We start from the raw sequence: 14,899 nt of genomic DNA, 5'->3' as shown, positions 1-14,899 counted from the left end.
TCCTGGGGTCGTTACGGATTCGACAGGCATTATGAGGCATATTTTGCAACCCGTGTGGCGACGTAAACGCTCAGTTAAATATAACTGCAAAAAATAACACTTCTTACGCTCTAGCTGCCTAAAAACCAGCAGGCGTGACCTGATTTGGATTGCTCGTGTTCAATGACAGGTCTTATGATTAGCGAGATACGATCAAGCCTTGTCTAGTGGTTTGATAAGAGATTAATAGACTCGCAGTTCCTAGGCTTGAGTTATGTGTCGAGGGACTGTTAAAACAATACATAACCTATGGTTGTAGACAAATATGTTGGCAGGTGTTTGGACGTGGGTTCGACTCCCACCGGCTCCATTATGAACAGGTATACAGTAGATTTTTTCCAAATTGTATCCTTCGTTGTATCCTATTTATTCTAGTATGTTAGTGGAGAATTACTCAAGAGGCTGAAGAGGACGGTTTGCTAAATCGTTAGGTCGGGTAACTGGCGCGGGGGTTCGAATCCCCCATTCTCCGTTAGATAAACCCAGTGTTTTTCTAAATAACTATCCTTGGAGGTAGTCTCCAAGAGTAAATTTTCATAATGAGGTGAAACATGAAAAAGATCAAGTTACTAAGTATCTTAGCACTTTCAACAGTTGTCTTGGGTGCATGTTCGGTATTTTCTAATCAGTCATCTGAAGCTTCTTCTGATAACAAGGAGAATACGGAACAAGTTGAGAAGAAAGATGAAGCAGCAGAAGTTAAAGAAAAAGTTACAAAAGATGCTGAAATTCTCTTAGACTCAGTTCTCACTAGCGACTCTAGTCGATTTAAGAAGATTTATGGCGAAACCTATGAAAAATGGACTGAGGCCATTTTTGCAGTGCAAACAAGTGAAAAAATCAAAGAAGAAGGGCTTTCACCTGCATCTACCTACTCAGTACAATGGCACAAAGATTTCCCTGTAGAAACTCCAGAAGAAACCATTTCAGGTTTCTTGAAGATGAAACGCAAGTTATTCCAAGATATCGGTTCTTACACTGTTAAAGATGTGAAGGTTGACGAATCAGGCAATACTGCGACTGTTACTTTTAACTCTAAGAAGCTGCATTCTAAAGGGTTGACTTCATCAATTCGAGAAGTTCTAACAATTCTTATTGGTGGTATCGATAACCTAGGTAAGTACAACCAAGCTGGTTCAAACGTCGACATCAAGCGTTACCAAACATTGGTGACATATTGGATTTACGAACACCTCTTCAGAAAAGATTTTGCTACCTACAGTGATGTAGATGCTGAAGCTGCTCTTACACCTCTTACTACTGGAGATTTTGATACAGAAATCAAATTAACCAAGGATAAGGATGGAAACTGGCTGATTTCTCAAGAAGACTATCGTACTTTGTCAACTGAGTTAATGGATACTACAGAGGGATATGATAAGGTTGATCGTAAGAACTCTACAAAGTCTAAGAACAAATCTACAGACAAGTCTTCTGATAAATCTACAGACAAATCCACTGATAAATCAACAGACAAATCTTCAGATAAAAAAGATAAAAGTAATATCTAATCCTAAGATTTAGAAGAAAAACAAGTAGTCTTAATAAACTACTTGTTTTTTTATGAATTAGGATACAAAAATGTGGTGTGATAGTTAGAGTAACTCAGCTTTTCATTTCTATATATTGCTCTTAGAACCATAAAAAAACTGCATTAAGGTGCAGTTTTTCTTTATTCTACGGAAGACATGGGATTCGAACCCACGCACGCTGTTACACGCCTACCGCGTTTCCAACACGGCCTCTTAAGCCTCTTGAGTAATCTTCCAACACTTACTAAAATAGTCTACCATAAAGCCTCTTATCTTGCAATAAAAATTCTGGAATTAAGAAAAATGATAGAATTTGATAGAAAATGACAAAAATTGCTTGACTTTGGTAGAGAATGTGCTAGAATGAATAGTGTAAACGATAACAGGAGGTGATTTGGTGTTAAAAACTGAGCGGAAGCAACTGATTTTAGAGGAGTTAAATCAACATCATGTAGTTTCCCTAGAAAAATTGGTTAGTCTATTAGAAACATCAGAATCAACAGTACGAAGAGATTTGGATGAGTTGGAGGCGGAAAACAAACTTCGCCGTGTGCATGGTGGAGCAGAATTGCCCCACTCCTTGCAGGAAGAAGAAACCATCCAAGAAAAATCTGTCAAAAACCTTCAAGAGAAGAAGCTACTGGCTCAAAAAGCAGCCTCTCTTATCAAGGAACAAGATGTTATCTTTATTGATGCTGGAACGACAACTGCTTTTTTAATCAAGGAATTGGTTAATAAGAATATCACAGTTGTGACCAACTCCATTCATCATGCGGTTCAGTTGGTTGAAAAACAGATTCCAACTGTCATGGTTGGAGGAAGTGTCAAGATGGCAACAGATGCATGTATCGGCGGTGTTGCTCTTAACCAAATCAATCAATTGCACTTTGACCGTGCCTTTATTGGGATGAATGGTGTCGACGATGGTTATTATACGACTCCAGATATGGAGGAGGGAGCTGTGAAGCGTGCTATTTTAGAGAATGCCAAACAAACCTATGTCTTGGTGGATTCGTCAAAGATTGGTCAAACTTGCTTTGCCAAGGTAGCGCCACTTAAACGCGCTATTGTCATCACAAGTCAAGGGCATGAGCTCTTGCAGGCTATTAAGAAGAAAACGGAGGTAATAGAAGTATGATTTATACAGTCACACTCAATCCATCCATTGACTATATCGTGCGCTTGGACCAAGTTCAAGTCGGCAGTGTCAATCGTATGGACAGTGATGATAAGTTTGCTGGTGGGAAAGGAATCAATGTCAGTCGAGTTTTGAAACGCTTGGATATTCCTAATACTGCGACTGGATTTATCGGAGGATTTACTGGTAAATTTATCACAGATACCCTTTCAAAAGAAGAAATCGAAACTCGTTTTGTCCAAGTAGCAGAAGATACTCGCATCAATGTCAAGATTAAAGCAGACCAAGAAACAGAAATCAACGGGACTGGTCCAAATGTGGAACCGGCTCAGCTAGAAGAGTTGAAAGCTATTTTGTCTAGTCTGACAGCAGAAGATACGGTTGTGTTTGCGGGTTCGAGTGCTAAGAATCTAGGTAATGTTATTTACAAAGATTTGATTGCCTTGACACGCCAGACTGGTGCGCAAGTGGTTTGTGACTTTGAAGGACAGACCTTGATTGATAGCTTGGACTACCAACCACTTTTGGTTAAACCAAACAATCACGAGCTTGGAGCTATCTTTGGAGTGAAACTCGAAAGTTTAGATGAAATCGAGAACTATGCTCGTCAGTTACTGGCCAAGGGAGCTCAAAACGTCATTATCTCCATGGCTGGGGACGGTGCACTTCTTGTCACATCTGAGGGAGCTTACTTCGCCAAACCTATAAAGGGAACAGTCAAAAATTCAGTCGGGGCTGGTGACTCTATGGTCGCTGGATTTACCGGTGAATTTGTAAAATCTAAAGACGCAGTAGAAGCCTTCAAATGGGGAGTAGCTTGTGGAACAGCAACGACCTTCTCGGATGACTTGGCAACAGCGGAATTTATTAAAGAAACATATGAAAAAGTTGAGGTAGAAAAACGATGAAAATTCAAGACCTATTGAGAAAAGATGTCATGTTGCTGGATTTGCAGGCAACTGAAAAACCAGCTGTCATTGAAGAGATGATTAAAAGTTTGGTAGATCACGGTTATGTGACGGATTTTGAAACCTTTAAAGAAGGAATCTTAGCGCGTGAAGCTCTAACTTCCACTGGTTTGGGTGACGGAATTGCTATGCCCCACAGCAAAAATTCTGCTGTCAAAGAAGCAACAGTTCTCTTTGCAAAGTCAAACAAGGGTGTTGACTATGAGAGCTTGGATGGGCAACCAACAGACCTCTTCTTCATGATTGCAGCTCCAGAAGGTGCCAATGATACTCACTTGGCAGCCTTGGCAGAATTGTCACAATACTTGATGAAAGACGGTTTCGCTGACAAACTTCGTCAAGTAACATCTGCAGATCAAGTTATCGAACTATTTAACCAAGCTTCAGAAAAAGCTGAGGAACCTGTTCAAGTACCTGCTAATGACTCTGGCGACTTTATCGTAGCTGTTACAGCTTGTACGACAGGTATTGCCCACACTTACATGGCCCAAGAAGCCCTTCAAAAAGTGGCTGCCGAAATGGGTGTTGGGATCAAGGTTGAAACCAACGGTGCTAGCGGTGTTGGTAACCAACTAACTGCAGAAGACATCCGCAAGGCTAAAGCTGTTATCATCGCAGCGGATAAGGCAGTAGAAATGGATCGTTTCAATGGCAAACCATTGATCAATCGCCCGGTTGCAGACGGTATCCGTAAGACTGAAGAATTGATTAACTTGGCTCTTTCAGGAGCTGCTGAAGTTTATCGTGCTGCTAATGGAGCAAAAGCTGCAACAGCATCTAATGAAAAACAAAGCCTTGGTGGTGCTTTCTACAAACACTTGATGAGTGGTGTATCTCAAATGTTGCCATTCGTTATCGGTGGTGGTATCATGATTGCCCTTGCTTTCTTGATCGACGGAGCTTTTGGTGTGCCACAAGATAGTCTTGGCAATCTTGGATCTTACCATGAGCTAGCTTCTATGTTCATGAAAATCGGTGGTGCAGCCTTTGGCTTGATGCTTCCAGTTTTTGCAGGATACGTAGCCTACTCTATTGCTGAAAAACCAGGTTTAGTAGCTGGTTTTGTGGCTGGAGCTATTGCCAAAGAAGGTTTTGCCTTTGGGAAAATCCCTTATGCCGCAGGTGGTGAAGCAACTTCAACTCTTGCAGGTGTCTCATCTGGTTTCCTAGGTGCCCTTGTTGGTGGATTTATCGCAGGTGCCTTGGTTCTCGCTATCAAGAAATACGTAAAAGTTCCTCGTTCACTTGAAGGTGCTAAATCTATCCTCATCCTACCGCTTTTCGGAACAATCTTGACAGGATTTGTCATGCTAGCTGTTAACATCCCAATGGCAAGAATCAACACCGAAATGAATGCCTTCCTAGGCGGTCTTGGAGGAGGTTCAGCTGTCCTTCTTGGTATCGTTCTTGGAGGCATGATGGCTGTTGACATGGGTGGACCAGTCAACAAAGCTGCTTATGTCTTTGGTACAGGTACGCTTGCAGCGACTGTTTCTTCAGGTGGTTCTGTAGCTATGGCAGCAGTTATGGCTGGAGGAATGGTTCCACCACTTGCTATCTTTGTCGCAACCCTTCTTTTCAAAGATAAATTTACCAAAGAAGAACGCAGCTCTGGTTTAACAAACATCGTCATGGGCTTGTCATTTATCACTGAGGGAGCAATTCCATTTGGTGCAGCAGACCCAGCTCGTGCGATTCCTAGCTTCATCCTTGGTTCAGCAGTAGCCGGTGGACTCGTTGGTCTTGCAGGAATCAAACTCATGGCGCCACACGGAGGAATCTTCGTCATCGCTCTTACTTCAAATGCGCTTCTCTACCTTGCATTTGTCTTGGTTGGAGCAATTGTAAGTGGTGTGGTTTATGGTTACCTACGCAAGCCACAAGCATAAAATGGATTAGAATAGAAAGATTGTTACCATTTGGTGCAATCTTTTTCTCTATTCGAAATGGATGTGAAATATGGTATAATAAAAGAATGGCAAACAAGAATACTACAAAAACAAGACGGAGACCGTCTAAATCAGAACTCGAAAGAAAACAGGCTATCCAGAGGATGTTGATTTCCTTAGGAATTGCCTTATTGTTGATTATTGCAGCCCTCAAACTCGGCGCGGCAGGTATCACACTTTACAATCTCATTCGACTGGTGGTCGGAAGTTTGGCCTATGTGGCCATAGGCGGTCTCCTTATCTATCTTTTTCTTTTTAAATGGATCCGCAAGCAGGAAGGGCTTCTGTCAGGATTTCTCTGTATCTTTGCTGGCTTACTCTTGATTTTTGAGGCCTACTTAGTATGGAAATATGGCTTGGAGCAATCAGTTCTAAAAGGGACCCTGTCTCAAGTTATGACGGACCTGACTGGTATGCGAGTGACTAGCTTCGCTGGTGGAGGCTTGCTTGGTGTTGGACTCTATATCCCCATATCCTTTCTTTTCTCAAATATCGGATCGTACTTTATTGGAGTTCTCTTGATTCTAGTTGGGGCACTCTTGGTTAGTCCCTGGTCTATTTATGATGTTGCAGCCTTTATTGGAGCTCAGTTCAGATCTTTCATGGAAAAACAGGAACAGAGAAAACAGGAACGCTTCATCAAGAGAGAAGAAGAGAAGGCTCGTCAAGAAGCTGAAGAAGCAGCCAGAATTCAGAGAGAACAAGAAGAACAGGATGCATTACCGCTTCCTCCTGTAGATCCTGAAACGGGAGAAATCTTATCAGAGGTACCAGACTACGATTTCCCACCAATTCCTGAGGAAGAATGGATCGAACCGGAGATTATCCTCCCTCAAACTGATTTTGATGTTCCAGATGTGGAAGAAGACTTTGAGGATGAAGAGGTGCAGGTTGATTTTTCTGCCAAGGAAGCCCTCGAATACAAGCTACCAAGCTTGCAACTCTTTGCGCCAGATAAACCCAAAGACCAATCCAAGGAAAAGAAGATTGTTCGAGAAAATATCAAAATCCTAGAAGAAACCTTTGCTAGCTTTGGTATCAAGGTGACGGTAGAACGGGCTGAAATTGGACCATCAGTTACCAAGTATGAAGTCAAACCAGCAGTCGGTGTACGGGTTAACCGCATTTCCAATCTGGCAGACGACTTAGCGCTAGCTCTAGCAGCCAAGGATGTTCGAATTGAGGCTCCGATCCCTGGTAAATCCTTAGTCGGAATTGAAGTACCCAACTCTGAGATTGCGACCGTTTCCTTCCGTGAACTCTGGGAACAGTCTCAGACTAAACCAGAAAATCTCCTCGAAATTCCTCTAGGTAAGGCTGTCAATGGAACGGCTCGAACCTTTGACCTTTCCAAGATGCCCCACCTACTGGTTGCAGGTTCAACGGGATCAGGGAAGTCAGTCGCAGTTAACGGTATTATTGCTAGCATTCTCATGAAAGCAAGACCAGACCAGGTCAAGTTTATGATGGTGGATCCAAAGATGGTTGAGTTATCGGTTTACAATGACATTCCTCACCTCTTGATTCCAGTTGTGACCAATCCACGCAAGGCCAGCAAGGCCCTGCAAAAAGTCGTGGATGAGATGGAAAACCGTTATGAACTCTTTGCTAAGGTTGGAGTACGAAATATCGCTGGTTACAATGCCAAGGTCGAGGAATTTAATAGCCAATCTGAGTACAAACAAGTACCACTACCTTTGATTGTTGTCATTGTGGACGAGTTGGCAGACCTCATGATGGTGGCTAGCAAGGAAGTGGAAGATGCTATCATTCGTCTCGGACAGAAGGCACGTGCTGCAGGGATTCACATGATTCTCGCAACACAACGTCCATCGGTTGATGTTATCTCTGGTCTCATCAAAGCCAATGTCCCCTCTCGTGTGGCTTTTGCAGTTTCATCGGGAACAGATTCGCGAACTATCTTGGATGAAAATGGGGCTGAAAAACTGCTCGGTCGAGGAGATATGCTCTTTAAACCAATTGATGAAAATCACCCAGTCCGTCTGCAAGGGTCCTTTATCTCGGATGATGATGTTGAACGTATCGTAAACTTCATCAAGGCTCAGGCAGATGCGGACTACGATGACAGCTTTGACCCAGGAGATGTTCCTGAAAATGAAGGAGATTTTTCTGATGGTGAAGCTGGTGGCGATCCGCTTTTTGAAGAAGCTAAGGCTTTGGTTATCGAAACCCAGAAAGCTAGCGCTTCGATGATTCAGCGACGTTTGTCAGTTGGATTTAATCGTGCGACCCGCCTGATGGAAGAGCTCGAAATGGCAGGTGTCATCGGTCCAGCTGAGGGAACCAAACCACGAAAAGTATTGCAACAATAAAAAATAGCTTCTTTCCAAATTTGGAAAGAAGTTATTTTTGTGCTTACTGGTTCGTTTTAGTTTCAGAACTCGTCGTATTTGACTGTGTTCCGTTATCGCTTGTTTCTTTATTTGTAGCTGGTGTAGAAGAGTCCTGAGTTGTTGTTTTCTGTTCTTCTTTTTTCTCCTCTTTTTTATTGGATTGAGAAGTTTCTTCTTGCGTGGTATTTTCTTTAGTAGGAGTGTTGTCCCTGTTAGGTGTAGTATTTTCTTGAGGGGATTCTTTTTGAATTTCCTTGACAACAGTTGTTTGGGTTGTCGTAGGTTCTTTTTTGTTGTTTTTGTTATTATCCATAGCGTTCATGATGGTAATAGTAGCGGTGATTAGACCAAGGATACTACCGATGGTAGCAATCGTTTTTTGAAAGACAGTAAATCCCTTTTTGATGTGTTCTGTTTTTGGTTTTGAAGTTCTACGATAGTTAGACATGATACTCTCCTTTAATTATGATTTATTATACCTCATTTCTTTAAAAAAATCTTAAAAAAAGAGAAACCTCCCTTTCTTGTCGCAGGTCTCTTTTCGTGATACAATAGAAGGAGTGATTTTAGAAAGCGTGAGAAAACATGATCTACTTTGATAATTCGGCGACAACTAAGCCTTATCCTGAAGCACTTGAAACCTACATGCAGGTCGCTTCAAAAATTGTAGGAAATCCGTCTAGTCTCCATCGTTTGGGAGATCAGGCGACACGAATTTTAGATGCTTCCCGGCAGCAAATTGCAGATTTGATTGGCAAGAAGAGTGAGGAAATCTTCTTTACCTCTGGTGGTACAGAAGGAGATAACTGGGTCATCAAGGGGGTGGCCTTTGAAAAATCCCAGTTTGGCAAGCATATCATCGTATCAGCTATTGAGCATCCAGCAGTCAAGGAATCAGCCCTTTGGCTGAAAAGTCAAGGTTTTGAGATAGATTTTGCTCCAGTTGATGAGAAAGGATTTGTGGATGTTGAAGCATTAGCAGATTTGATACGTCCTGATACGACTCTCGTCTCCATCATGGCAGTTAACAACGAAATTGGCTCTATCCAACCTATTGAGGCTATCTCAGAACTTTTGGCAGACAAGCCAACTATTTCCTTCCATGTTGATGCAGTTCAGGCACTCGCTAAGATTCCGACTGAAAACTATCTGACAGATCGAGTGGATTTTGCGACCTTCTCAAGTCATAAGTTTCATGGTGTCAGAGGTGTTGGATTTGTCTATATCAAGTCTGGTAAGAGGATCATGCCTCTTTTAACAGGTGGCGGTCAAGAGGGAGACTATCGTTCGACAACTGAAAATGTGGCAGGGATCGCAGCAACAGCCAAGGCCCTCCGTTTGTCTATGGAAAAGTTAGCTGTCTTTACTAGCAAGACGGGGCAGATGAAGGCAGTCATTCGCCAAGCCCTTCTGGATTATCCAGATATTTTTGTCTTTTCAGATGAGGAAGACTTTGCCCCTCATATCCTGACTTTTGGGATTAAAGGTGTTCGTGGTGAAGTCATTGTTCACGCTTTTGAAGACTATGACATTTTCATTTCCACAACCTCTGCTTGTTCGTCCAAGGCAGGAAAACCTGCGGGGACCTTGATTGCAATGGGAGTGGAAAAGGATAAGGCCCAGTCAGCTGTGCGTCTAAGCCTAGACTTGGAAAATGATATGAGTCAGGTCGAGCAGTTTTTGACCAAGCTAAAATTAATTTACAATCAAACTAGAAAAGTAAGATAGGAGCATTTATGCAGTATTCAGAAATTATGATTCGTTACGGAGAATTATCAACCAAACACAAAAATCGTATGCGTTTCATCAATAAACTTCGTAATAATATTTCAGACGTTTTGTCTATCTATCCCCAGGTTAAGGTAACCGCAGATCGCGACCGTGCCCACGCTTACCTGAATGGAGCTGATTACACAGCAGTAGCAGAATCGCTCAAACAAGTTTTTGGGATCCAAAACTTTTCTCCTGTATATAAGGTTGAAAAATCAGTGGACGTTCTGAAATCTTCTGTCCAAAAGATTATGAAGGAAATCTACAAGGAAGGGATGACCTTTAAAATCACTAGTAAGCGTAGCGACCACAACTTTGAATTAGATAGTCGTGAACTCAATCAAACTCTTGGTGGTGCTGTTTTCGAGGCTATTCCAAACGTACAAGCTCAGATGAAAAATCCAGATATTAATCTTCAGGTTGAGATTCGTGAAGAGGCTGCCTATCTTTCCTATGAAACTTTTCGTGGAGCAGGAGGATTACCTGTGGGAAGTTCTGGTAAAGGTATGCTCATGTTATCAGGAGGGATTGACTCACCTGTAGCAGGTTATCTAGCTCTTAAACGTGGGGTAGATATTGAAGCCGTCCACTTTGCCAGCCCGCCATATACTAGTCCTGGCGCCCTCAAGAAAGCCCACGATTTGACTCGGAAATTGACCAAGTTTGGTGGCAATATCCAGTTTATCGAGGTGCCTTTCACTGAGATTCAAGAGGAAATCAAGGCTAAAGCGCCAGAAGCCTACCTCATGACCTTGACGCGTCGTTTTATGATGCGGATTACCGACCGTATTCGAGAGGTGAGAAATGGTTTAGTTATCATCAATGGGGAAAGTCTTGGTCAAGTAGCGAGCCAGACCTTGGAAAGTATGCAGACTATCAACGCTGTGACTAGCACTCCCATCATTCGTCCCGTGGTTACGATGGACAAGTTGGAAATCATTGACATCGCGCAGGAAATCGATACCTTTGAAATTTCAATCCAGCCTTTTGAAGACTGCTGTACTATTTTTGCGCCTGATCGTCCCAAGACAAATCCTAAGATTGAGAATGCAGAGCAGTATGAAAAACGCATGGATGTTGAAGGCTTGGTTGAGCGAGCAGTGGCAGGTATCATGATTACTGAAATCACTCCCCAGGTTGAAAAAGATGCTGTCGATGAGTTAATTGACAATCTCCTCTAATCAGAAAATCCAGAAGAATTTAGAATATTAAATGAGAAAAGTTAGTTATTTATCCTTAAAATGGACAATTACTGACTTTTTTTCTATTTTTATGGTATAATGAGATAAAATTTTGAATATAGAGAGTTTTCTGACAATGAATCATTCCTACTTTTACTTAAAAATGAAAGAACACAAACTCAAGGTTCCTTATACTGGAAAGGAGCGTCGTGTGCGTGTGCTCCTGCCAAAGGACTACGAAAAAGACACAGACCGTTTTTACCCAGTTGTTTACTTTCATGATGGGCAAAATGTCTTTTACAGCAAGGAGTCTTATATTGGACACTCTTGGAAGATTATTCCAGCTATTAAACGAAATCCTGACATCAGTCGCATGATTGTCGTTGCCATAGATAATGACGGCATGGGGCGGATGAATGAGTATGCGGCTTGGAAGTTTCAAGAATCTCCTATCCCAGGCCAGCAGTTTGGAGGTAAGGGTGTGGAGTATGCCGAGTTTGTCATGGAGGTGGTCAAGCCTTTTATCGATGAGACCTACCGTACTAAAGCTGATCGGCAGCATACGGCTATGATTGGCTCTTCACTAGGAGGCAATATTACCCAGTTTATCGGACTAGAGTACCAAGATAGAATTGGTTGTCTAGGTGTCTTCTCATCTGCCAACTGGCTTCACCAAGAAGCCTTTAACCGCTATATCGAGCGTAAGAAATTGTCGCCTGAACAGCGCATTTTCATCTATGTAGGAACAGAAGAAGCAGACGATACGGACAAGACCTTGATGGCTGGTAATATCAAGCAAGCCTATATCGACTCGTCGCTTCGTTATTACCGTGATTTGATTGCAGGTGGAGTAGGCTTGGATAATCTTGTCTTGAAAGTTCAGTCTGGTGCTATCCATAGTGAAATACCTTGGTCGGAAAATTTACCAGACTGTCTCCGATTTTTTGCGGAGAAATGGTAAGTTAAGAAAGGAGAAAGCTAATGCATATTGAAAACCTTAGCCACTGGAGTGGCAATCTTAATCGTGAAATGTACCTCAACCGTTATGGACATGCTGGGATTCCAGTTGTTGTTTTTGCTTCATCTGGTGGCAGTCACAACGAATACTATGATTTTGGCATGATTGATGCCTGTGCTTCCTTTATCGAGGAAGGGCGCGTCCAGTTCTTTACTCTCTCCAGTGTTGACAGTGAGAGCTGGTTGGCCACTTGGAAAAATGGTCATGACCAGGCGGAGATGCATCGTGCCTACGAACGCTATGTGATTGAGGAGGCCATTCCTTTTATCAAGCACAAGACAGGTTGGTTTGATGGCATGATGACGACTGGTTGCTCGATGGGGGCCTACCATGCACTCAATTTCTTTCTCCAGCATCCAGATGTCTTTACCAAGGTAATTGCCCTCAGTGGTGTTTACGACGCGCGTTTCTTTGTTGGCGATTACTACAATGATGATGCTATTTACCAAAACTCACCTGTAGATTATATCTGGAATCAAAACGACGGCTGGTTTATTGATCGTTACCGTCAGGCAGAAATCGTCGTTTGTACGGGACTTGGTGCCTGGGAACAAGACGGTCTGCCATCCTTCTACAAGCTTAAAGAAGCCTTTGACCAGAAACAAATTCCAGCCTGGTTTGCTGAATGGGGACACGATGTCGCCCACGACTGGGAATGGTGGCGTAAACAAATGCCCTATTTTCTTGGACACCTGTATCTATAAAAGGAGTTGCCTATGAATTACCTTGTTATTTCTCCCTACTATCCGCAAAACTTCCAACAATTTACCATCGAGCTAGCTAATAAAGGCATCACCGTTTTGGGAATTGGTCAGGAGCCTTACGAACAACTAGATGAACCTTTGCGCAATAGCCTGACCGAGTATTTCCGTGTGGACAATCTTGAGAACATAGACGAAGTCAAACGTGCAGTTGCCTTTCTGTTCTACAAGCATGGACCAATCGACCGCATCGAGTCCCACAATGAATACTGGCTTGAGCTGGACGCAACACTCAGAGAACAATTCAATGTCTTTGGTGCCAAACCAGAGGATCTCAGAAAGACCAAGTTTAAGTCTGAGATGAAGAAACTTTTCAAAAAAGCAGGCGTCCCTGTGGTACCTGGTACTGTTATCCAGACGGAAGCAGATGTGGACCAAGCAGTTGAGACGATTGGTCTACCAATGATTGCCAAACCTGATAATGGAGTGGGAGCGGCCGCAACCTTTAAGCTTGAGACAGAAGACGATATCCATCACTTCAAGCAAGAATGGGACCATTCAACCGTGTATTTCTTTGAAAAATTTGTCACTTCTAGCGAAATCTGTACTTTTGACGGACTTGTGGACAAGGATGGCAACGTCGTCTTTTCAACGACTTTCGATTATGCCCATACACCACTTGATCTGATGATTTATAAGATGGACAATTCCTACTATGTGCTCAAGGATATGGATCCCAAACTGCGCAAGTATGGCGAGGCCATTGTCAAGGAATTTGGTATGAAAGAACGCTTTTTCCATATCGAGTTCTTCCGTGACGGGGATGACTACATTGCCATTGAGTACAATAACCGTCCTGCAGGCGGCTTTACCATTGATGTTTATAACTTTGCCCATTCCTTGGACCTCTACCGAGGCTATGCGGCGATTGTTGCAGGAGAAGAGTTCCCAGAATCAGAATTTGAACCTCAATACTGTCTAGCTACATCACGTCGTGCAAATGCAAACTATGTCTATTCAGAAGAGGACCTTCTTGCTAAATACAGTCAGCAATTCAAGGTCAAAAAAATCATGCCAGCAGCCTTTGCAGAGCTACAAGGGGACTACCTTTATATGCTGACCACTCCGAGTCGCCAAGAGATGGAGCAGATGATTGTAGACTTTGGCAAGCGTCAAGAATAACGATTAGGATGAAAGGAGTTTGACTTCTTTTGTCCTTTTTAATAGAATAGAAGACTAATTGTTAGTGAATTTGAACCATTTTAATTAATATGATATAATGTTGTATAAACGTTATTATCAAATATGTTTTATAGAAAATTTTTCTATTATTTTAAATATATTTTGTAAATCAACTATTAATTTATTTTAAGGAGTATAAATTTAAAATGAAAAAAGAAGAAATAAAGCCTATTTTTCTCTCGTCTATTATTGACACTATTATATTTATAATAACGTTATTTCTTGGATCTCACTTCATTTCCATTTTTTGCATGACAGATCAGGTTTTATCAGTTTTATTTGTGGTATTTCTTCTAACAAAAATGCCAGTGACTTACTTTGTTTCAAAAAGAAAAAATAAACTGGAAAAGAGCTTTAATTATTTTATAACAATTTTATTTGGTCTGATTGAGTTTCTTACTTTATTTTCCATGTTTAAGGATACTCAACAATGGATATTACTTTTTTCTATATTCACGATATCTATAGAGAGTTTTATAAAAGAAAAATCAAATTCAAGGGCGATACTGACTGGAACATTTTTAATATTTTTTGTCATTTCTTTGTCAATTGTATTATTTTTTATTAATCCATCTGAATCCGCTCTAGTTTCGGCAATCACAGCAGTAGCCACTTTATTATTGACAACTGACACTCTAGAGGATGTATTTAATATAAAAGTGACAAAGCAACGACAAAAACAACTTTCGGTTATAAAAATATCAGTATTATTTCTTGTCCCAATAATTTATGCCTCCTCTTTAATTTATCTCCGTCCTGATAATAATACTTCAATTTATACGATGTTGCTAACTGGAATTTATAGATTTATTGTATTAGAAATAACATATCCTCTTTTTTTATTTTTAATTTATTTTAAGAAACTAAGACAAAAAATTCAAATCATGCTTGGATTACCATCTAGTCAAAAATATTTATATGGAAATTGGAATATGATTACAATAAATAAGTTTACGAACCAAGATATTATTGTGAGAAAATTCTTATTAAATATTGATGGCAATAGA

General features: G+C 41.4%; 12 protein-coding genes, 2 tRNA genes and 1 other RNA gene. 13 read left to right on the top strand and 2 right to left on the bottom strand.

Going from position 1 to position 14,899, the window contains the following annotated elements; all coding sequences use genetic code 11:
- The first annotated feature begins 4 nt into the window (after positions 1 to 4).
- The 3 genes from ssrA to D8863_RS05340 all read left to right on the top strand — a co-directional run bounded on the left by ssrA (position 5) and on the right by D8863_RS05340 (position 1,550).
- Positions 5 to 352, top strand: a transfer-messenger RNA (tmRNA) gene (gene ssrA, locus D8863_RS05350).
- Positions 353 to 423: 71 nt separating this feature from the next.
- Positions 424 to 511, top strand: a tRNA-Ser gene (locus tag D8863_RS05345).
- Positions 512 to 590: 79 nt separating this feature from the next.
- Positions 591 to 1,550 (top strand): hypothetical protein, encoded by a 960-nt coding sequence (locus tag D8863_RS05340; RefSeq protein WP_125441311.1) that lies wholly within the window; start codon positions 591 to 593, stop codon positions 1,548 to 1,550.
- A gap of 169 nt (positions 1,551 to 1,719) precedes the next feature.
- Here D8863_RS05340 and D8863_RS05335 read toward each other — a convergent pair.
- Positions 1,720 to 1,807, bottom strand: a tRNA-Ser gene (locus D8863_RS05335).
- A 161-nt stretch (positions 1,808 to 1,968) separates the two neighbouring features.
- Here D8863_RS05335 and D8863_RS05330 point away from each other — a divergent pair.
- The 4 genes from D8863_RS05330 to D8863_RS05315 all read left to right on the top strand — a co-directional run bounded on the left by D8863_RS05330 (position 1,969) and on the right by D8863_RS05315 (position 7,959).
- Complete coding sequence (locus tag D8863_RS05330) at positions 1,969 to 2,709, top strand: DeoR/GlpR family DNA-binding transcription regulator (protein ID WP_000920660.1); 741 nt, start codon at positions 1,969 to 1,971, stop codon at positions 2,707 to 2,709.
- Positions 2,706 to 3,617, top strand: a complete 912-nt coding sequence (gene pfkB / locus D8863_RS05325; RefSeq protein WP_125441310.1) for a 1-phosphofructokinase — start codon at positions 2,706 to 2,708, stop codon at positions 3,615 to 3,617. Before D8863_RS05330 ends, pfkB begins: the two co-directional genes overlap by 4 nt.
- Positions 3,614 to 5,566, top strand: a complete 1,953-nt coding sequence (locus D8863_RS05320) for a PTS fructose transporter subunit IIABC (protein ID WP_125441309.1) — start codon at positions 3,614 to 3,616, stop codon at positions 5,564 to 5,566. The genes pfkB and D8863_RS05320 overlap by 4 nt, the downstream gene beginning before the upstream one ends.
- Before the next feature lie 86 nt (positions 5,567 to 5,652).
- On the top strand, positions 5,653 to 7,959 hold the full coding sequence (locus D8863_RS05315; protein WP_125441308.1) for a DNA translocase FtsK: 2,307 nt from the start codon (positions 5,653 to 5,655) through the stop codon (positions 7,957 to 7,959).
- Between the two features lie 43 nt (positions 7,960 to 8,002).
- On the opposite strand, the gene D8863_RS05310 is transcribed toward D8863_RS05315, so the two are convergent.
- A complete protein-coding gene (locus tag D8863_RS05310; RefSeq protein WP_125441307.1) occupies positions 8,003 to 8,428 on the bottom strand; it encodes a DUF6556 family protein in 426 nt (141 codons plus the stop codon).
- Positions 8,429 to 8,565: 137 nt separating this feature from the next.
- Here D8863_RS05310 and D8863_RS05305 point away from each other — a divergent pair, with 137 nt between their 5' ends.
- The 6 genes from D8863_RS05305 to D8863_RS05280 all read left to right on the top strand — a co-directional run.
- A complete protein-coding gene (locus D8863_RS05305; protein WP_125441306.1) occupies positions 8,566 to 9,708 on the top strand; it encodes a cysteine desulfurase family protein in 1,143 nt (380 codons plus the stop codon).
- Between the two features lie 8 nt (positions 9,709 to 9,716).
- A complete protein-coding gene (gene thiI, locus D8863_RS05300) occupies positions 9,717 to 10,931 on the top strand; it encodes a tRNA uracil 4-sulfurtransferase ThiI (RefSeq protein WP_125441305.1) in 1,215 nt (404 codons plus the stop codon).
- Positions 10,932 to 11,067: 136 nt separating this feature from the next.
- Positions 11,068 to 11,892 carry an alpha/beta hydrolase gene (locus D8863_RS05295; protein ID WP_001016816.1) on the top strand — a complete coding sequence of 275 codons (825 nt, stop codon included), beginning with the start codon at positions 11,068 to 11,070 and terminating at the stop codon, positions 11,890 to 11,892.
- 20 nt (positions 11,893 to 11,912) lie between these two features.
- A complete protein-coding gene (locus D8863_RS05290; protein ID WP_000546816.1) occupies positions 11,913 to 12,653 on the top strand; it encodes an esterase family protein in 741 nt (246 codons plus the stop codon).
- A 12-nt stretch (positions 12,654 to 12,665) separates the two neighbouring features.
- On the top strand, positions 12,666 to 13,832 hold the full coding sequence (locus D8863_RS05285) for an ATP-grasp domain-containing protein (RefSeq protein ID WP_125441304.1): 1,167 nt from the start codon (positions 12,666 to 12,668) through the stop codon (positions 13,830 to 13,832).
- Positions 13,833 to 14,038: 206 nt separating this feature from the next.
- The coding region (locus D8863_RS05280; protein WP_142999474.1) for a hypothetical protein at positions 14,039 to 14,899 on the top strand (861 nt) is incomplete at its 3' end.

The sequence above is a fragment of the Streptococcus oralis genome (genome assembly GCF_003943825.1).
In the GTDB taxonomy this organism is placed as follows: Bacteria; Bacillota; Bacilli; order Lactobacillales; family Streptococcaceae; genus Streptococcus; species Streptococcus oralis_CD.
This window is presented reverse-complemented; position numbering and strand designations above follow the sequence as displayed.

Bases quoted from the DNA above. Each gene is read 5' to 3' on its own strand.
- D8863_RS05340 (WP_125441311.1), top strand. From the start codon at position 591: ATGAAAAAGATCAAGTTACTAAGTATCTTAGCACTTTCAACAGTTGTC.
- thiI (WP_125441305.1), top strand. From the start codon at position 9,717: ATGCAGTATTCAGAAATTATGATTCGTTACGGAGAATTATCAACCAAA.
- D8863_RS05290 (WP_000546816.1), top strand. From the start codon at position 11,913: ATGCATATTGAAAACCTTAGCCACTGGAGTGGCAATCTTAATCGTGAA.
- D8863_RS05320 (WP_125441309.1), top strand. From the start codon at position 3,614: ATGAAAATTCAAGACCTATTGAGAAAAGATGTCATGTTGCTGGATTTG.
- D8863_RS05305 (WP_125441306.1), top strand. From the start codon at position 8,566: ATGATCTACTTTGATAATTCGGCGACAACTAAGCCTTATCCTGAAGCA.
- D8863_RS05315 (WP_125441308.1), top strand. From the start codon at position 5,653: ATGGCAAACAAGAATACTACAAAAACAAGACGGAGACCGTCTAAATCA.
- pfkB (WP_125441310.1), top strand. From the start codon at position 2,706: ATGATTTATACAGTCACACTCAATCCATCCATTGACTATATCGTGCGC.
- D8863_RS05310 (WP_125441307.1), bottom strand. From the start codon at position 8,428: ATGTCTAACTATCGTAGAACTTCAAAACCAAAAACAGAACACATCAAA.
- D8863_RS05285 (WP_125441304.1), top strand. From the start codon at position 12,666: ATGAATTACCTTGTTATTTCTCCCTACTATCCGCAAAACTTCCAACAA.
- D8863_RS05295 (WP_001016816.1), top strand. From the start codon at position 11,068: ATGAATCATTCCTACTTTTACTTAAAAATGAAAGAACACAAACTCAAG.